The organism is Streptomyces sp. NPDC051064, assembly GCF_044455985.1.
Lineage (GTDB): Bacteria > Actinomycetota > Actinomycetes > Streptomycetales > Streptomycetaceae > Streptomyces.
The window spans coordinates 507,017-525,316 of record NZ_JBITFK010000005.1; the positions used below are offsets into that span (position 1 = coordinate 507,017).

At 69.2% G+C, this 18,300-nt stretch carries 13 protein-coding genes and 2 pseudogenes; 7 read left to right on the forward strand and 8 right to left on the reverse strand.

The features are described from left to right. Positions 1–107 precede the first annotated feature (107 nt). Positions 108–890: a TIM barrel protein gene (locus tag ACIBCU_RS20510; protein WP_399232913.1), complete on the forward strand. Its 783-nt coding sequence runs from the start codon at positions 108–110 to the stop codon at positions 888–890. A gap of 62 nt (positions 891–952) precedes the next feature. Here ACIBCU_RS20510 and ACIBCU_RS20515 read toward each other — a convergent pair whose 3' ends face one another. Beyond that, positions 953–3,253, reverse strand: a complete 2,301-nt coding sequence (locus ACIBCU_RS20515) for a beta-glucosidase (RefSeq protein WP_399232915.1) — start codon at positions 3,251–3,253, stop codon at positions 953–955. 261 nt (positions 3,254–3,514) lie between these two features. Between ACIBCU_RS20515 and ACIBCU_RS20520 the strand changes: the two genes are divergently transcribed. Beyond that, positions 3,515–4,639 carry an LLM class flavin-dependent oxidoreductase gene (locus ACIBCU_RS20520; RefSeq protein ID WP_399232916.1) on the forward strand — a complete coding sequence of 375 codons (1,125 nt, stop codon included), beginning with the start codon at positions 3,515–3,517 and terminating at the stop codon, positions 4,637–4,639. Next, entirely contained in the window at positions 4,636–5,226 is a 591-nt protein-coding gene (locus ACIBCU_RS20525; RefSeq protein WP_362931017.1) for an NAD(P)H-dependent oxidoreductase, read from the forward strand. The genes ACIBCU_RS20520 and ACIBCU_RS20525 overlap by 4 nt, the downstream gene beginning before the upstream one ends. 102 nt (positions 5,227–5,328) lie before the next feature. On the opposite strand, the gene ACIBCU_RS20530 is transcribed toward ACIBCU_RS20525, so the two are convergent. Together ACIBCU_RS20530 and ACIBCU_RS20535 are read right to left on the reverse strand one after the other, a co-directional pair. Next, the gene (locus ACIBCU_RS20530) at positions 5,329–5,994 is read right to left on the reverse strand and encodes a TetR/AcrR family transcriptional regulator (protein ID WP_362931015.1); all 666 of its coding nucleotides are present in this window, start codon (positions 5,992–5,994) and stop codon (positions 5,329–5,331) included. Positions 5,995–6,152: 158 nt separating this feature from the next. Further along, a pseudogene (locus ACIBCU_RS20535) lies at positions 6,153–7,081 on the reverse strand (LysR family transcriptional regulator). A gap of 69 nt (positions 7,082–7,150) precedes the next feature. On the opposite strand from ACIBCU_RS20535, the pseudogene ACIBCU_RS20540 reads away from it, so the two are divergent. From ACIBCU_RS20540 to ACIBCU_RS20550, 3 genes and pseudogenes are all read left to right on the forward strand, one after another. Next, positions 7,151–7,501: pseudogene (locus ACIBCU_RS20540) on the forward strand (SDR family NAD(P)-dependent oxidoreductase); the annotation flags it as partial. Between the two features lie 1,239 nt (positions 7,502–8,740). Then, the gene (locus ACIBCU_RS20545; RefSeq protein WP_399233064.1) at positions 8,741–9,943 is read left to right on the forward strand and encodes a hypothetical protein; all 1,203 of its coding nucleotides are present in this window, start codon (positions 8,741–8,743) and stop codon (positions 9,941–9,943) included. Continuing rightward, positions 9,933–11,216, forward strand: a complete 1,284-nt coding sequence (locus tag ACIBCU_RS20550) for a hypothetical protein (protein ID WP_399232917.1) — start codon at positions 9,933–9,935, stop codon at positions 11,214–11,216. Before ACIBCU_RS20545 ends, ACIBCU_RS20550 begins: the two co-directional genes overlap by 11 nt. 101 nt (positions 11,217–11,317) lie before the next feature. Here ACIBCU_RS20550 and ACIBCU_RS20555 read toward each other — a convergent pair whose 3' ends face one another. From ACIBCU_RS20555 to ACIBCU_RS20565, 3 genes are all read right to left on the reverse strand, one after another. After that, entirely contained in the window at positions 11,318–12,064 is a 747-nt protein-coding gene (locus ACIBCU_RS20555; protein ID WP_362931186.1) for an SDR family oxidoreductase, read from the reverse strand. A 69-nt stretch (positions 12,065–12,133) separates the two neighbouring features. After that, positions 12,134–13,204 carry an aldo/keto reductase gene (locus ACIBCU_RS20560; RefSeq protein ID WP_362931013.1) on the reverse strand — a complete coding sequence of 357 codons (1,071 nt, stop codon included), beginning with the start codon at positions 13,202–13,204 and terminating at the stop codon, positions 12,134–12,136. Between the two features lie 69 nt (positions 13,205–13,273). Next, the gene (locus ACIBCU_RS20565; RefSeq protein ID WP_399232919.1) at positions 13,274–13,999 is read right to left on the reverse strand and encodes an SDR family oxidoreductase; all 726 of its coding nucleotides are present in this window, start codon (positions 13,997–13,999) and stop codon (positions 13,274–13,276) included. A 138-nt stretch (positions 14,000–14,137) separates the two neighbouring features. Between ACIBCU_RS20565 and ACIBCU_RS20570 the strand changes: the two genes are divergently transcribed. After that, entirely contained in the window at positions 14,138–14,701 is a 564-nt protein-coding gene (locus tag ACIBCU_RS20570; RefSeq protein WP_217235502.1) for a TetR/AcrR family transcriptional regulator, read from the forward strand. Between the two features lie 233 nt (positions 14,702–14,934). Here ACIBCU_RS20570 and ACIBCU_RS20575 read toward each other — a convergent pair whose 3' ends face one another. Together ACIBCU_RS20575 and ACIBCU_RS20580 are read right to left on the reverse strand one after the other, a co-directional pair. Beyond that, on the reverse strand, positions 14,935–15,939 hold the full coding sequence (locus ACIBCU_RS20575; protein ID WP_399232921.1) for a tyrosine-type recombinase/integrase: 1,005 nt from the start codon (positions 15,937–15,939) through the stop codon (positions 14,935–14,937). Positions 15,940–16,501: 562 nt separating this feature from the next. After that, a complete protein-coding gene (locus ACIBCU_RS20580) occupies positions 16,502–17,806 on the reverse strand; it encodes a YncE family protein (protein WP_399232923.1) in 1,305 nt (434 codons plus the stop codon). Positions 17,807–18,300 lie beyond the last annotated feature (494 nt).

The following is an 18,300-nucleotide window of genomic DNA, read 5'->3' on the forward strand; positions in this document are numbered from 1 at the left end:
CTGAACAGACACCCCTTTCTTCCGCCGCCCGCGCACACGGCACGGGCATCGACTGCTCCCCCCGCGGTTACCGTCGCGGGGTTCCCTTCTCCACTTCTGGAGTCTCCGTGTCCGCAAGCCTTCCCCTCTCCGTCAACGTCGAGCTGCTGTTCAAGGAGGTGGGCGACGACCTCGGCGACCGTATCCGCACCGCGGCCGATCACGGCATCGGCGTCGTGGAGATCTGGTCGCACAGCGACAAGGACCTGGGAAACGTCCGCAAGGCGCTGGACGCCTGCGGTTCGACCCTGCACACGCTGCTCGTCGAGGGCCGCCTCACGCTGGCCGACGCCTCGACCCGCGAAGCGTTCGTCGGCCATGTCCACGCGGCGGCGCAAGCCGCATCCTCCGTGGGCTGCACCCGCATCGTGACCGGCTCGGGCGTCGGCCTGCCGTACATGAAGCGGGCCGTCCAACACCGCATCGCCGTCGACGCGTTGAAGGCGGGCGCCGACATCGCCGCCGAGTACGGTGTCACCCTGCTCCTGGAAAACCTGAACACCAAGGTCGACCATCCCGGCACCCTGTTCGACACGACCATCGAGTGCCTGGCCGCCGTACGAGAGGTCGGCTCGCCCGGACTCGCGCTGCTCTACGACGCCTACCACTCGCTGCAGATGGGCGAGGCGCCCGAGGACGTGCTGGCCGGCGCGGTCGATCTCGTCTCGCACGTACAGATGGCCGACCTGCCGGACCGCTCGGAGCCGGGAACCGGCACGGTGGACTGGGCCGCACAACTGCGCACGCTGCGCCGGCTCGGCTACGACGGGCCGTTCGGCCTGGAGTACTTCCCGAGCACCGAGTCCCTCACGTCACTGCGGGCGATACGGGAGATCGTCACCGCGTTGTGAGATGAACAAAAGGCGGAAGGTGGAGGAGACGAGACCGTCTCCTCCACCTTCCGCTTTCCGCGTCACCTCTCGACTGTCAGCCGATGCACAACCTCCTCCGCCGACCGTGCCACCAGCACCTCGTGACGGCCGGCGGGCACCGCCCAGCGACCCGCTGCGACGTCCCACCGCTCCCACGTACGGGGATCAAGGGACACCCGCACCTCACCGCGCCCGCCGGGGGCGAGCCGGATGCCTCCGAAGCCCGCGAGCCGCGCGTCCCGCTCCCCCGGTGCCCGCACATACACCTGCACGACCTCCCTGCCGCTGCGGGACCCGGAGTTGACCACTTCCTGGCGGATCACGCAATCGTCCGTACGCCGCTCCAAGCGCGCTGTTCCCCAGCGCCAGCTCGTGTAGCCGAACCCGGAACCGAAGGCGAAGCGGGCCCTCGTCCCGGTGCGGGTCAGGTGGCGGTAGCCGGTCGGCTCCGCGGCGGTGTAGTCGCGGCGCAGCGTGTCGTCGAGGCCCTCGCCATGGGTCGAGCGGTCGGCATCGCTCAGGGGCACCGTCACCGGCATCCGGCCTCCGGGTTCGTCGTCCCCGCTCACAATCCGGGCCAGCGCTTCGCCGAACCCCTGTCCGGCGAACCAGCCCTGCACGACCGCCGCGACCTCGCCCGCCCAGGGGGCGTCGACGGGCCGCCCGGCGTTCACCACCACCGCCGTACGGGGGTTGGCCCTGGTCACCGCGTCGATGAGCCGCACTTGTTCGTCGGGGAGCGCCGAGTTCTCCAGGTCCCTGCTCTCGCGCGAGGTCTCCAGTTCGTCACCGACGACGAGGACAACTGCGTCGGCCCGCGCTGCAGCCGCGCGCGCCCGCTCCAGCGCGCCGGGCGCCGCAGGCGGGGCACAGGAGACGGTCAGCGCCTGCACCCGGCTGCCCTCGCCGGTCATCTCCACCACCACCGTGACGGACTGACCAGCCGTCAACTCCACCTCCCCGGTGCTGGTCTCGGCCCGCGCCACCTGCCCCATCACGTCCGCGGCCGCAGGCGCTGCACGCCTGGCGAGCACCACCCCGTCCACCGACACGACCACCGCGCCCGATCCACCCGCCCCGAAGGTCCAACACCCGTCCGCGTCCGGGGTGAAGACCGCGGTCAGCCTGAGCAGTCCAGGCTCGGTGGTAGGTCCCACACCCGGCACCTGACCGAACCAGATGAACGCGCTGTCCCCGCGCACCTCGCTCAGCACCGTCGCGCCACCGCGTATGTGTTCCAGGAGCACACCCGGCTCTCCCACAGGCGTGGTGACGTGAAACGCGCCGAGCGAGGACGCCGGCGTCACGTCCACTCCGCGCTCGTGCACGACCTCGCAGTGCGGGCCGTACCTCTGCCGCAGCGCTTCGAGCGGGGTGACCAGGGCCTCGACGGGCCGGATCCGACCGAAGGTCGCACCTTGGTGGCACGGGCAATCGGCGTTGGGGCCGAGGACGGCGATCCGGCGCACCGACCGCGGTTCCAGCGGCAGCAGGTTCCCCTCATTGCGCACGAGGACGAAGGACGCCACGGCCGCCTCGACCAGGACCTCGTGCGACAGCCCCGCGGGCACGTACGCGTCGGGAGCGGCCGCCGCACGCGGGGTCCCGTCGATCCCGCCGACTCTGCGTGCAAGGCGGAGCAGCCGGGTCACGGCGTCGTCGAGGCGCTCGGGCGGCACCTGACCGCTGCTCACCGCGTCGGCGAGGCGCTCGCCGAAGTGGATCGCGGGACCGGGCATCTCCAGGTCGAGTCCGGCACAGGCCGGTCCGAGTGTCTCGTGGAGTGCGAAGTAGTCGGAGACCACGACACCGTCGAACCCCCACTCGCCCTTCACGATCTCCAGCAGATCGGCGTGGGCAGCGCACGGTGTTCCGTTGAGCCGGTTGTAAGCGGCCATCAGCCCCCAAGCACCCGCACGCACAGCCAGTTCGAAGGGCCGCAGGTACACCTCGCGCAAGCTGGTGTCGTCGACCTCGGCGCTCATCTGCTGCCGCGCCGTCTCCGTGTCGTTGCAGACCAGGTGTTTGGGAAACGCGGCCACACCTTGGCCCTGGAGGCCGGCGACCACCGCCGCCCCCAGCACCCCGGCCAGGACCGGGTCCTCGGAGAGCATCTCGAAGGTGCGCCCGGACAGGCCGGTCCTGGCCAGATTGAGGTTGGGCGCGTACACGGCGTCGTATCCGCGGCGCACCGCCTCGGACGCCTCGGCCGCCGCCACCCGCCGTACTGTCTCGGGATCCCAGGTCGCCCCGAGAGCGATGCCGCTCGGCAGCAGCAGCGAGGTCTCCCGCTCGTCGAAGGTGGGACTGACCAGGCCGAGCGGCCCGTCGACCAGGATCAACGGGCGTAGCCCGAGAGCCGCTTCGCCCGGGGTACTCCACCCGGTCTCACCCGCCGTGAGGGCGGCTCGGCGAGCCGGGGCGAGACGTTCAACGTGGCGCAAAGCGACCTCCGATGCGAATTTTCAGAAGACAGATTCTACTTTTTCGCGGCGACGCTACGCCAGCCACCACCACCGGTCAACGACCGGACCTTGACTCACCACCCCCCTTCCTCCTAATTTCAGAATCACAATTCTGATTCCTCTTCCTGGAGGTGCCTCGTGCGCTTCTCCACCTTCCTCGTCGGCCGCTCCATGTCACCCACCGACGACGCCTATGTCATCCAGGCCCTCACCGAGCACGCCCTGGAGGCCGACCGGCTCGGCTTCGATGCGGTCTTCCTGCCGGACCACCACTTCACCGGCTACGCGCCGATGTCCTCGGACCCGTTCCTGTTCGCCGCCCACCTGGCCGCGCAGACGAAGAACGTCCACTACGGCTTCTCCGTGACGACGCTGCCGCTGCACCACCCGGTCCGGTTCGCCGAGCGCGTGAACCTGCTGGACCACCTCACCAAGGGCAAGCTGCTCGTCGGCATCGGGTCGGGCACGACCCCGGAGGAGACCATAGGGTTCGGCGTCGACTTCCAGGACTCCAAGGGCCTGATGGAAGCCCAGGTCGAACTGGTCCAGCGGCTGTGGGACAAAAAGATCGACGACGAGCCGATCCTCTTCGAGCACGGCCCGTACAAGGGTGCCGTCGTCCAGCGCATCGTGCCCGCGCCCTACAGCGACCGCCGGCGTCTGATGAGTGTGGCGCTGCGCGAGTCCAGCACGGCGCGCGCGGCGAAGTACGGCTGGCCCGCGTTCATCCCCGCCTTCGTGCCGCCGATCCCCGCGAGCGGCGAACCTTCCACCGCCTTCCAGAAGTACTTCGACGCCTACCGCACGGCGATGGCATCCTCCGGCCACCCGCAGGCCGTCATCGACGACTGCATGTCCTGGACCACGCACTCCTACCAGTGCGTCCACGTCGCCGAGACCGACGGACAGGCCCGTGAGGAGCTGGAGTTCATCCTCCGGGGCTACCAGGAAGCGATCGACCGCGAGTACGCGTACAACAAGCGCGCCGAGGGCATCAGCGGCGTCGACCTGACCTCCGCCCAGGCCCCGAACGCACTGAGCGAGGAGTGGATCCGCACCTGGTGCCTGTACGGCAGCCCGGACACGGTCGCCGAACAACTGTGCCACTACAAGAAGTTGGGCGTCGGCAACGTCCTGCTGGGCTTCACCAACGGCCCGCTCACCCCTGAGCGCTACGCCCTCACCCAGTCCTCACTGAACCTGTTCGCCCGCGAGGTCATGCCCCGCTTCCGTACCTCCGCGCCGGCAGGAGACAAGCGATGAGTCACCTGATCGTTGGAATCGGCGGCACCACCCGCCCAGGTTCCAGCAGCGAACTCGCCGTGCGTGCGTCGCTCGCCGCCGCCGAGCGACGCGGCGCCCGCACCGAACACTTCGGCGGGGAGTTCCTGGCCTCCCTCCCCCACTACGCACCCGAGCGCACCGAACGTACGGACCGCCAACGCCAGTTGGTGGATGCCATCCGACGGGCGGACGGCCTGGTCATCGGGTCGCCCGGCTACCACGGCGGCGTCTCCGGCCTCGTCAAGAACGCCCTTGACCTGCTCGAAGACCTGCGTGCGGACCAGCGCGTGTACTTCGACGGACGCGCCGTCGGCCTCGTCGTCACCGCCGCGGGCTGGCAGGCGTGCGGCACCACACTCACGGCCCTGCGCAACATCGTCCACGCGATGCGCGGCTGGCCCACGCCGCTCGGTGTCACCCTCAACTCCGGTCAGGGGCCGCTCTTCTCACCCGACGGCGACTGCACCGATCGCAGCGCCACAGCCCAGCTCGACCTGCTCGGTGACCAGGTACACGCCTTCGCTCTCCGGAGCAGCACACTGGTGCCGTCCGTGCGCGCCGCCTGAGAACCAGACCGGCCGCCACCCACCGACCCCGGTGTACGCGCGTGACGACAACGCCCCGCAGCGGCGCGCGTACACCGGCATCGGCAGCCGGCTCCGCTCCCGTCAGCCTTCGCTCCTGAGGAACGCGAGCGTCATCCCGCCCAGGTCCTCGATGATCGTCGGCAGGTCCGTGCCGCTGCCCTTCGAGGCCTCGGCGGACACATCGAGCGCCATCGCCCGCGCGAGCGTGGCATAGGTGGTGACGAAGGAGGACAGCACCGCGCGCGCCGGATCAGGATGCCGGATCTCGTCACGACGGCTGAGCACCAGTTCCACGAAACGATCGCGGCCGTCGCGGTACGCCGCCTTGCCGGCCTCTGCGATGGCCTCGTCCACCGCGCCCCGCTGCAGAAAGGCGCCGAGCACCTTGCCGCGCCGGTTCAGCAGCTCGGCGAACGACGCGATCAGCTCCGGTACCAGCTGGGCGAGCCGTTTGCCCTCCCAGCGGTCGAGCCGCGTGAGCTCCTCCTGCTCGAAAAGCAACTGCTCCTGGAACCGGATCTGGGCCGCACGCAGCAGGTCGTCCTTGCCGTCCACACGCGTGTAGATCGACCCCACGGAGACGCCCGATCGCCGGCTCACCTCCGTCAGCGCGAAACCTTGGTAGCCCTTCTCGGCGAGCAGTTCAAGGGTCGTGTCCAGCACCCGGTCGAAGGACCGCTGACTGCGCTCCTGCTTCGGAGCACGGATTCCACCGGAGCTGCTCATCTGCCTCTGCGCGCTGGCCATTGGGCAATCCTACGCGGCAAGCAGCGCCTACCATCCGCGACTGTGCGTGCCAGGCGACCAGCCAACCGCTCCCGGAATGAGCGGATCTCCGGATACTGCAGATCCACCGGATCGATGTCCTCCCGTCGCGCCACCGCGAGCGCAACCACCTCGCTGCCTCAGGCAGGGATCTCACTCTCACGTACCTTTGCCAGTCTCCTGCCGACCCGGGCAGCTGTCTCACGCAGCCAGATGTGGGCCGCGTCATGGGTGTGCACGGGATGCCACCACATCGCTTCTTGCAGGGGGACTGCCGCGTACGGCGGCTCGATGACGCGCACGCCCGCCAGTGGTCCCAGCACCTGAGCGAGGCGGGCCTGAATCAGGGCGATCCGCCGGGTACCCGCCACCAGCAGCGGCAGGAGTGGGAAGCTGTCCACCGAGACCTCCACCTGCGGCGCGATGCCGAGCATTCCGAGCTGACGTACGGCGGGCGCGTCGTAGGTGCGCTGATACGTGACCCACGGCAGACGGGCCAGGTCCTCCCGCGTGAGCCGGTCGTCGACGCTCGGGTGGTCCTGCGCCACGAGGAAGACCCAACGATCGTCGTAGAGGTCGGTCGCGGGGAAGTCACTGATGATGCCGTGCGGCATCAACAGCCCATCGACCGTGCTGAGCAACATGGCGGTGTCCTCGACCGCGGTGGATGGGGTCTGCGTGAAGCGGAGCCGCATGCCGGGGGCCTCCTCGTGCACGACGCGGGCGAGTTCGGCGCCGAACACGGACACGGCGTAGTCGGACGCCACCAGCTTGAACTCGCGATTCTCGTTGGCCGCGTCGAACTCGGCCTGGCTGGCGAAGAGGCGCTCGAGCACGTCGTAGGCGGTGGACGTGCGGTCGAGGAGGACCTGGCCGAGGGCGGTCAGCTCGTAGTGACGCCGACCCGGGCGAGCAGGTCGTCATCGAAGTGCCGTCGCAGGCGGGCCGGAGCGGCGCTCATGGCGGGCTGGCTCAACCCGACGCGATGCCCGGCGCGAGTGACATTGCGCTCTTCCAGCAGGGCACGCAGGGCGACGACGAGGTTGAGGTCCAGGCGGGCCAGGTTCACGGGCTGCCCCTTACTGTTCGGCGCTGACCAGGTGAAATCTGTGCGATGGATAGCCATCATCCACATAATGCGCTCACCGCCCACTACCCGGTCGCGTACAACACCAGCAAATGGGCGCTGCGCGGCCTGTCCCGCACCGCGGCGATGGAACTCGGCCCGCGCGGCATCCGCGTCAACACCCAGCACCCCGGCTTCGTCGAGACCGAGATGACCGCCACCGCGCCCCCGGCCTTCCGCGACACGACCCTGCGCTACACCCCGCTCGGCCGCACCGGCACCGTCGACGACATCACACCGCTGGTCACGTTCCCGCTGTCCGACGAGTCGTCGTTCATCAGCGGTGCCGACATCCCCGTCGACGGCGGGTACACGACGCACGGCGGAGCCAAGGCGGTCTCCGACGCCCTCCGCCAGAACTGAACCATATGAACACGCTGACTCAGCACGCACCGGAAGGGCCCTTCGCATCACCAAGAGACGGTAAAGACGGGCTTCCCACAGGGAGCACCTGACCGTCCGTCACCTGCAAGAACAGCTGCCTGACGCCCCATCAGAACATGCGTCAAACGTGCGTCATGTGCGTCGTTCATGCGTCAAGATATCGCCCGTGACGCACGCAACGCCCATCATGCACACTGGACGAAACTGCAGTTCAGCGGCCCTTTTCAGCAGGCTCAAGGTTCGCGACACACTCAACATGGTGCGTCATCGGAAAGACGTTGGCCTGGGCGAGTCACGGAAAAGCCCAGGTCAGATGCTCTTTCTCGACTCATCGGTCTGTATACGGACGCCCAGAGCGTCAAACGAGCGTCATGGCCGACAGTCGAGACCAAGATCCATACCCTCCCCGATCGCGAAGCGCCCTGCGCCCTGATCGACCTGTTCGCAGTCTCCCACTGCTGGTCCAATGCCAAGCTCGAGGAGGTCGGCCGCCGCCATGCCCGCGGCCGCTTCGAGCACGAGGACCTGCAGGCGAACGTCACGGGCGCCGAGCGGACTGACGACCAAGCCTCGCCGCCTACGGTGTGGAGGAGGTAGGTCACCATTACCGCTCTCCGTATCTGGGCCGCGGAGTGGGCCAACAACCTCGCGGCCCAGCTCCTCAAGAAGTCCCATGATCCAGACATCGGGGCCGACTCCACCAGCTCCTCAATGTGGTTCCGGCAGGAGCATCGCCGAAACCAGCCGGGGCTACCGACAGTGCGGTGAGCGCCAGAAGGGCTCCGGCGACCAGGGCCGGAAGACATCCGAGAAACCTCACGATTGCTCCTAGGTGGGGAGGCGGCCCGGCCGGAACGCCGGGCGAAGCGCGGTGGGACGTCGGGAACGTAGCGGTGGTCCGGGACGCTGACAAGCGTGCGACGGGCTTCTTCGACCAGGAACGAATGGGTTGCGCGTCGGCCTGGTCCCCAGCACTCTGACGCCACGTGCCACAGCGTCACCGGGCCGCCGGCCGGGTGCGTCCGCGCCCCGAAGGAGCCCCCCACCCCCATGCCCCCGCTCCGCCCCGCCCGCCGTCCCCCACTTCCCGTCACCGTCCTCGCGGTGGTCGGGCTGCTGATCGCCGCGTTCACCGGACCGGCGGTGGCCGCACCCACCACGGCCCCGCCCTTTCCGACCGCCGCCGCCGGCAACGCACCGTCACCCGTCGGGCCCACGATGGCGGACGCCGGTGCCGGGCAGGTGACGGACAGAGCGAGGACCAGCACCGTCGTGGACATCCCGGCAGGCGTCACGGCGGGAGTCGCCGTGTACGACAGGCTCACCGGCCGCTTCACCGAGCAGTACCAGGCGGACCGCGCCTTCCGTGCCGCCTCGGTGGTCAAACTGTTGCTGGCACTGGACTTCTTATGGAACCGGGGCCCGGCCTACGACCTGCCCCAGGCCGACCGGGACCGCCTCGACGCCATGTTGCGCAGCAGCTACGACGACGCCGCGAACCACTACTGGTCCACGGGTGGCGGCAGTGCCGTGATCACCCGCATGGCGCTCCGCCTGGCACTCACCGGCACCACGCCACCGCCGGCCGCCCACCCCGGCTACTGGGGCTACACGGCGACCACCGCCGCAGACACCGTCCGGGTCTACCGCTACCTCCTCGACGAGGCGCCGACGCCGGTGCGGAGCCTCGTCCTGGGGGCCCTGCACCGGTCCACCCGCTGCGCCACCGACGGCTTCGACCAGCACTTCGGGCTGCCTTCCGCGTTCGACGCGCCGGGGGCGGTCAAGCAGGGCTGGTCCGGCTTCGCTTCCGGGGGCTGCACCGCCGCCGGGACCCGGACGGCCGCACCCGGCACGGCGTCCGCCGCGCCTCCCGGCACGTCCGTGTCCGCCGCGAACGGCACCGGCGGGAACGGGCCGCGGGGGACATCCGCCGGCGCCGTCGCGCCCGCGCTGGATCTGACGTCCGACGCGCTGCACACCACCGGCGCCGTCGGCCCCGACGACCGGACGGTGGTCGCCGTCCTCACCCTGCACCCCGACGGCACTCCGTACGGGTCCGCCTACAGCAAGGTCACGGCGCTCACCGACTCCCTGGACGTCCCCGGAGCCGTCCGCCCGTCCGGCACCCGGTTCACCACCTGGGGTAGTGGTGTCCGGGTCCGCAGCGACGCCACCACGTCGTCCACCGCCCTCACTACCCTGCCCGCCGGGGTGGACATCCTCGTCGGATGCCAGCGGCAGGGCGAACGGGTGTCGGTCCCGCCCTACGTCAACGACTGGTGGACCTACCTGCCCCAGTACGGCGGCTGGATCACCAACATCTACGTCGAATCCCCCGACAACACCCTCCCGGGCGCCCCCACTGCTCATGACGCCCCACCCACCCCCGCCGAGAAGGAGGCGCACCGTGCGCCATGACCACAGACCCCGTGCCGCCGCCGTCCACGTCCGCCGCGGCCCGGCCATCGCCGTGTCCCTGCTGGCCCTCGCCGCTCTGACCCTCGCCTCGGGGCCCGCCGCCGCCCGCGACGCCGCGCCCGACGACGACGCCCCGCTCGGCAGCGTCGGCTGGCGGGTGGACCTGTCCGCGCCGACCGGCGACGAGACCAACGTCAGCCGCGCCGACGGCACGCTGCGCCTCCGCGACCGCACCCTGCGGCCCGCGTCCGCCCGCTCCGCCCGGGGACAGGGCACGGTCCTGATGCCCGAACGCGTACTCGACCGCGCGGTGGACCGGATCACCCCGGAACTCGACGCAGCCCTTCCGGCCGGATCCGAGGTCGCCGTCGACGTGCGCGGGCGGGACGGGCTGGGCGCCTGGACCGAATGGCGTGAAGCGAGCGCCGACGCGCCGGCACTGCTCCCACGGGCCGCGACCCGGGTGCAGACCCGGATCACCCTGATATCCGCCCCGGGCGGCGCCGCACCGGTCGTGCGCGACCTGCGCCTGAGTGCCGAGCTCGACGACGAGGCACCGGGGGCCGTCGCGGCCGCCCCCTACACGGCCACCGTCTATGCCACCCGCGAGGGCCTGGTCGGCGGAACCACCGCGAACGGGCACATGATCGTGGCCGACGATCACTTCGTGGCGCTCCCGTCCCGTCGCGGCCTCTCCCCGAAGGGCAGCGCCCAGTACTCGGTCCGCGTGTGCGGTCCGGCGCGCTGCGAGACCGCCCCGGTTTGGGACGTCGGCCCGTGGAACACCCACGACGACCACTGGAATCCGTCCTCCGTCCGCGAGACCTTCAAGGACCTGCCGCAGGGAAAGCCGGAATCGCAGGCCGCCTACCAGGACGGCTACAACGGCGGGCTGGACGAATTCGGTCGCCGGGTGCTCAACCCTGCCGGCATAGACCTCGCGGACGGTACGTTCCACAACGTCGGCCTGAACAACAACGGTTACGTCATCGTCACTTACCTGTGGACAGGCACGGGCGCGACGACCACGCCCTTCCCGACCTGGGGCACCGACGTCAACGTCCGTCAACAGCCGGCCAGCACGTCCACCCGGGTCGCACAGCTCCCGGCTCCCACGACGGTGCGCGTGCAGTGCCAGGTGCACGGCCAGCTCGTCCGGGCCGACGGCCACAGCAACGACGCCTGGTCCTACCTGCCGGACCACGGCGGTTACGTCTCCAACATCTTCATCGACGTCACCGACAGCTGGCTTCCGGGCGTCCCGACCTGCTGATGCCGGACGGACGGCGAGCACGTCGCCGCACACGACCACGTGTTGCAGCTCCCCGCTGAAACCGCCGTGGCCTTACGCCCGCGGCGGGACGGCAGACAAGCTCAGAGCTGGGTTTCGCCGCCATCCACGGCCAGCTCGATGCCGGTGGTGTACGTGGCATCGAAGGCGAGGAATGCGGCCGCCTTGGCGAACTCTTCGACGGTGCCGTAGCGCTTCATAGGGTTGCTCGCGGTCCGCTCCGCCCTGAACTGGTCAGCGGCCTCTTTGGACAAGTTCATCGTTTCCAGAATCCCCGAGTCGATGGGACCCGGGCTGATCGCATTGACACGGATTCCCCGCGGAAGCAGCTCCCGGGAGAAGGTGCGGGCCATCGAGCGCAGCGCAGCCTTGCCGGCCGCATAGACGCTGGTGTCCACCATGCCGATGACGTTCGCGATCGAGGTGGTGAGGACGATGCCGGCGTTCGCGCTCAGCAGCGGAGCGAGCTTCTGCACAGTGAAGAAGGCGCCCTTGACGTTGATCGCGAACAGCTCGTCGTACACGTCCTCGGTCGTCGACTCGAGGGGCGTGAGGGGTGAGATGCCGGCGTTGACGAACAAAGCCCCGATCGAGCCGAGCTCGCTCTTCACACGGCCGACGAGCATATCCAGGTCGGACAGTGAGGCCACATCCGCCCGGACAGCCACGGCATTCTCGCCGAGCCGCTCGCGTGCCGCGTCGAGCTTGGTCTGAGAACGGCCGGTGATCACCACGCGGGCTCCGCCTTGCACCAGCAGCTCCGCCAGCGCGAGCCCCATGCCGCTGCTGCCACCCGTGATCACCACATTCTTGTCGCTGTACTTACCCATACCGAGGTTGCTCCGTTCCATCATCAAAAGCATGTCGATATATCTGGATGTCGCCATTCATGAAGCGAATCAGCCGAGGGTTTCGATCTTCATGTCGCCTGTGGTGACCGTGCGGATGTGATCGCTGGCGAGCAGGTCGTGCGGATTGCCGAGGTCGATGGAGCTGACCTCGTCGAGGCGGGCCAGCTGGGAAGGAGTGAGGTCGATCTGCAGAGCACCCAGGTTGTCCTCCAGCTGCGCGATGGTGCGGGCGCCGATGATGGGTGCCGTCACGCCCGGGGCGTTCAGGGTCCAGGCCAGTGCGACCTGGGCGGGTGTGCGGCCTAGCTCCGAGGCCACCTCCTTCACCACATCGGCAATGGCAAGGTTGCGGTCGGTGACCCATCCCAGGGCGACGTTGAGGCTCTTGCGGTTGCTGGCGGTTTCGCCGACAACGGAGCCCGCCTGGTTCTGGTCCTCCCGGCTGTACTTGCCGGTGAGCACCCCGCCGCCCAATGGGGAGAAGGGGACCACGCCGAGTCCCATCTCGCGTGCCATCGGGATCAGGTCACGCTCCGCGGTGCGCTCGATCAGGCTGTACTCGGTCTCCAGTGCGACCAGTGGTGACCAGCCGCGCAGGTCGGCGATCGCCTGCATGCGCGAGACCTGCCAGGCCGGGGCGCTGGAGATCGCGACGTACAGCACCTTGTTCTGCCTCACCAGGTCGTCCAGGCCCCGAAGGATCTCCTCCACCGGCGTCCTGAAGTCCCATACGTTCACGTAGAGCAGATCTATGTAGTCGGTGTTCAGCTGCCGCAGACTGGCTTCCACCGACGCCAGCATGCTCTTGCGGTGGGTACCCCCGGAATTCGGGTCACCGGACTGACGCAGCGTCGAGTACTTCGTCGCCAGCACCATCTTGTCGCGGTTGGTGCGGGCGAATTCGCCGAGCAGTCGCTCGGAGCTGCCGTTGGTGTAGGTGCTGGCGGTGTCGAAGAAGTTGCCGCCGAGCTCGGTGTAGCGGTCGAAGAGCTTGCGCGCCTCGTCGCGCTCGGCGCCCCAGCCCCACTCGGTGCCGAAGGTCGCCGTGCCCAGCGCCAGCGGTGAGACCCGGAGTCCGGAACGGCCCAGCAGCCGATAGGTGTCGAGAGTGAGTGCCATCGTGTTCTCCTGTGAGGTGCGGTCCGTGCCGTTCGAGAGGTGCGGATTGGTGGTCGACTCGCCCGGGTTTCAGGCGCCGAGCCCGTAGCCGCCGGCCACGGTGATGTCCTGGCCGGTGATGTAGCCGGCTGCGTCCGAGGCGAGGAAGGCGACTGCTTCCGCGACCTCCTGGCTGGTTCCGAAGCGCTTGAAGGGGATCTTCGAACGCATGGCGTCCCGGCCGCTCTCGGGCACCCCCAGCTTGTTGAGCAGCGGGGTGTCGGTGGCCCCGGGGCTCACGGCGTTGACGCGAATCCTGCGCGGGGCCAGTTCGAGCGCGAGGGAGGGCAGCATGGCCAGCAGCGCGCCGCGTGTCGCCGCCCCCACCGTGGCGCCAGGGGTGCCGCGACGGGATCCGATGCCGACGGTCAGCACGATCGAGCCGCCGTCGTTCATGAGGGGAAGGGCCTTCTGGAGAGAGAAGTACTGGCCCTTGAAGTTGAGGTCGGCGTGCTCGTCGAACGATTCCTCCGTCACCTCGGCAACCGGTGCCGGACGGAAGATCCCGGCGTTGAGGAAGAGCAGGTCCAACGATCCGAACCGCGCCGACACCGCCGACATCAGGGCGTCGGTGTCGGAGAGCACGCGCCCGTCGGATCGGACGACGAGCACGTCACCGGGGAGCTCGGACTGCGCCCGCGCGACGGATTCGGGATGCTGTCCGGTGACCGCGACCTGGTAGCCGCGGGCGTGCAGCAGCTCGGCCGTCGCTCTGCCGATCCCGGTCGTCCCCCCGGTGATGACCGCTGTAGGCATGGCAAACCTTTCGTCGCTGAAGCGATAAGTGAGACCACCCGTAATCGGGGAACTCCCCGGTTGTCTCACCGTACACTGAACCGGGGACTTCCCCGAATCGTTGCCGAGCCTCATCCGACACTCACGATCGCGAAGGTCATGACACCTCCACGCAGCACCCTGCGCGCCGACGCGCAGCGCAACCGCGAGCAGCTGATCGCCACGGCCGCCGAAGCCTTCGCCTCCGGACGCCCGATCTCGCTGGACGCGATCGCCAAACGCGCGGGAGTGGGGAACGCCACCCTGTACCGGCACTTCCCCACCCGAGAGGATCTGGTCGAAGAGGTCTACCGGGACCAGATCCGCCCCTTGCGCGAAGACGCGCGCACCCTGCTGGCTACCAAGCCGCCCGCACAGGCCCTCCACGCGTGGATGCTCCGATTCGCCGACTGGGCCGGCGAACGACGCGGCATCTGCGAGGCCCTGGTCGCCATGAGCGCTTCCGGCCGCTTCGGCACCGGACCGGTCTGCGACGAGGTCCAGCAAGTCCTGGCGATGGTGCTCGAGGCCGGCGCCACAGCAGGAGAACTGCGCAGCGACATCGACCCGGTCGAGGTAGGCGGCATCCTCGCCGGTTTGCTCTCCGTGGCCGGCGCACCCGAGCAGCGCCCCCAACTGAACCGCATGCTGGATGTCGTCGTCGACGGACTCAGGCCCCGCTAAGCGATACGCCAGCGGTTCGGCGAGGCGTCGGCCTATGCCGGACGGCATGGCTGCGGCCGCGGCGGTCGTGGCGCCCCAGACCTTGGTCAGGACCGTCGGGATGGTTGCCTACGTTCGGCTCGTTCCCCACCTCGCGACAGCGCCCGAACGGCTCGTCAGGTGTTCCTGCCGTCGCCGCTCAAGGGGGATCACCGAGGTGGACCCAGAGCCGCCAGTAGTTGATCTCGGAGGCGTCAGCGCTTCCGGCGGGCGGCGGCGTCGCGTTCGGCGACGTGTCGGGCGACTGCGTCGACGCTGGGGCGGGCGTAGCGTTCCAGGGAGCGGACGGATGCGTGGCGGGAGCGGGCCAGCAGCATCGGGGTGGAGGTGCCGCCCTCAGCGTCGTGTGTCAGGGCACTGTGGCGTAGCCGATGGAGCGTCCAGCCGTTCAGATCCTCGATGTCCTCGGGCGAGGCGAGAGGGTTGGCCAGTAGCCGGGTGTTCTCCTCGAAGATCTCCTCGGCCCGGCGATAGAAGAGCCGGGCCCGGCCGGTCTCGGAGCACACGTCCAGCGTGGGTGTTCCGGTCGGGGCCTTGCGGTCGGTGAGGAACAGCGGGCCGCGGGTGCGACGGGCGATCAGTCGGGGCAGAAGCTGGGCGGTGCCGGACTGCCAGTGAATCCACTCGATCGCCCCGCCCTTGGCGGTGATCCTGCCGCGCTTGTCCTGCGGATATAGGTCCTCCACGTTCAGGCACAGCACCTCATCGGCGCGGGCCGCCGACTCGTAGAGCATCTTCCAGAACGTCTTCTCCCGCAGCGAGACGTCCAGCCGCCACAGGGCGGCGATCTGTTCCTCAGCAAGGGCCTTGGTGCGGTCGGGCGGTGCCGGCCGTCGCTCGATGCCGATCGCGGGGTCGGATTCGATCCATCCCTGGCGCTGCCACCAGCCGATTGCCTTGCGCCCGATGGACAACTCCCGGTTGACGGTGTCGGCGTCCATCTCGTCCGCCCGCGCCGCCGCCAGCTCGGCCAGCACCTCGGGCAGGGCTGGGTCGTCGATCGCGGTGAGGGGGAAGACGGGCGGCTTCGCGCCTCGGCGGGTGGGTCCGGTCGGCGCCGGTTTGCCGGCAAGCATCCATCCCCATGTCGTCAGCGAGATCCGGTAGATCCGCGCGGAGGACTTCGCGATGCCCGCGCCGGTGAGGTACCGCTCGACCGCTGCGGTGTACGACGAGGACGGGGCGGACAGAGGGATCACCCGGACGCGCGGCGGCCGGAGCGCGCCCCGCTGGTTCGATCGTCACGTCCGTCCCGCCCTTCCAGTGCTGCCGCAGTAAATGCGTACACCTCGCCCCGGTGGCCGGAATCGTCCGTCGCAGGTCGCGATGATCACGGTAGGTGCTCTGCCGCAGTAAATCCGGTAATTACAGCCTGGGGCTGGGATGGCGGCTCGCACCGCCGCTGTAAAGGCGCAGCGGAATGCCGTACCGGCGTCCCTCCCCACCTCCGTGCCGATGGTCCGGTCCGCACGGCCACAGCCGAAGAGGTCCACGAGGTCGAGACTTCTGCTCGAGCACCATCCGAGCGCCGAGAATCTCCGGACGACACCCTGAAGATATCGCCGACGCAAGCGTCCCCCTCATGAATTCGCAGGCAGGAGGCTTGCGATGGTCGTTCCGTCCGCTCGGCCCGCCGCAGGAAGGGGAAAGAGGTCGAGCGATCCACCCGGGCCACAAACCCGTCGGATCCGGTGCGGCGGGGCGAGACCGGATCCGGCGGGTGCGGGTCGGAGCGGCGTGAGACTCGGGCCCCGAAGCACCTCAGCCCGTGGTGGGGCCGGTCCAGTCCGTGGGGACATGGCCGAGGCGGACCCGCTGCGGGTGGTCGCCGACGGGGATCGAGGTGACCTTCCTGCCGGTGGCAAAGTCGATCGCCGTCACCTGGTCGGCGCCGCTCTCGGACACCACGCAGTGCTTGCCGTCTCCGCTCACGGTGGCCCAGTACGGCTTGGAGGTGGTGACGAGCGGGCCTTCCTGGAGCGTCTCGCGGTTCACGACGGTGACGTAGTCGTCCATGGTCCCGGCGATGCAGAGCTTGTCACCCCGGGGGCTCATGGACATGCCGTGGTGGCGGGAGTCGTTGACGTAGGTGGTGCGTTCGTCGCTGGTGTCCGGGTTCTTCGGCAGTGTCTTCACTCGGGTGATCTCGTCGTTGCGCACGTCGTACTCGACGAAGCCGTTGAAGAAGGAGACCTGGAAGTACATCTTCGACTCGTCGGGCGTGAAGGCGACGGGGCGCAGCGCGTCGGACAGGTCCTTGCGGCCGAAGGCGTCGAGCCGCTCGCGCATGTCGATGATCTTCTTGACCTCGAAGGTCTCCGCATCGGCGACGGTGATGCGGCGGTCGCCCTTGGTGAAGTCCTGCCAGGGCGCGTCCATGTCGGTGTTGACCTCGCCGATGGCCATGTTCCAGATGTTCTTGCCGCCATCGGTGTACACGTTCTCGTGCGGCTTGTCACCCGTCTTGAAGTTGCCCGCTTCCTTGCCCGTCGCCATGTCGAGGACGTGCACGGTGTTGGAGATGGAGGAGGAGACGGCGACCTGGGTGCCGTCGGGGGAGACCGCCATGTGGTCGGAGCGGAAACCGGACACCGGGAAGCGCCAGTTGACCTTGCCGCTCTCCACATCGATGGAGACCACGTCGGCGAAACTCGGCCGGGAGGCGACGACGGACCTGCCATCATTAGTGGTGTACATGTCATCCACGTACTGGTCGTGACCCTCGCCCGGGCCGAGCCGGACACCGAGGAAGAAGGCCAGCTTGACGGGGTTGAGATAGATCTCCCGCAGACGCTCCTTCTTGTCGGGGATCATATCGATCCGGCCGATTTTGGCGTAGTCACCACGGGAGTTGATGATGTCGGCGGTGCCCTCCCAGTTGTTGCCGACGAAGAACACCTCCTTGAGATCCTCCGAGGCGGCCGCCCGCACCTGCTTCGGGGTCTCGCTCGCGCCGGCCGGGCCGGGGACGGTGGGCAGCGCGCCTGCGGCCAGTCCCGCGGCGACAAGGGCGACTGCGGCGATGGGGCGCCTACGGCGAGGGCGACGGGTGGCGGAACGCGTCATGGCGAACTCCAGAGGCAGGAATGGGCGGCGCGCCGTCAGACAGGCCCGCATCTGTTACTGGAGGTAACGTATCCAGGAGAGGGGAGCTTGAACAGGGTCCGATCGAGATCCCTCGGCGGGTGCGATCGGGCCTCCCGAGGATCCGTCACCATGGGCAGGCTCGCCCGAGCCGCCTCGTGCACGATGGACGAGCTCCGGTTGACGGCGCGGCATCCGTCTCGTCCACCCTCGCCGCAGCCGACTCGGCCGGCGTCCCTCGGGGCGTCGGACTCGACGACAGGGCAGACGGGCGGCTTCGCGACCCGGGCGGCGGGCCAGGGCGATGCCGGTTCTCCAGCCGCAGTCCCGCATGTCGTCAGCGGGATCCGGAAGTCCCCCGCTCACGCCGGACGCGGGTTCGCGCGTCATGCCCCGCGACGAGCGGGGCTCTCGGACCCGGCCTCCGAGGACCTCGCGCTGCACCAGGAGAAGTTTCGGCGACGTCCGCCGGAGTC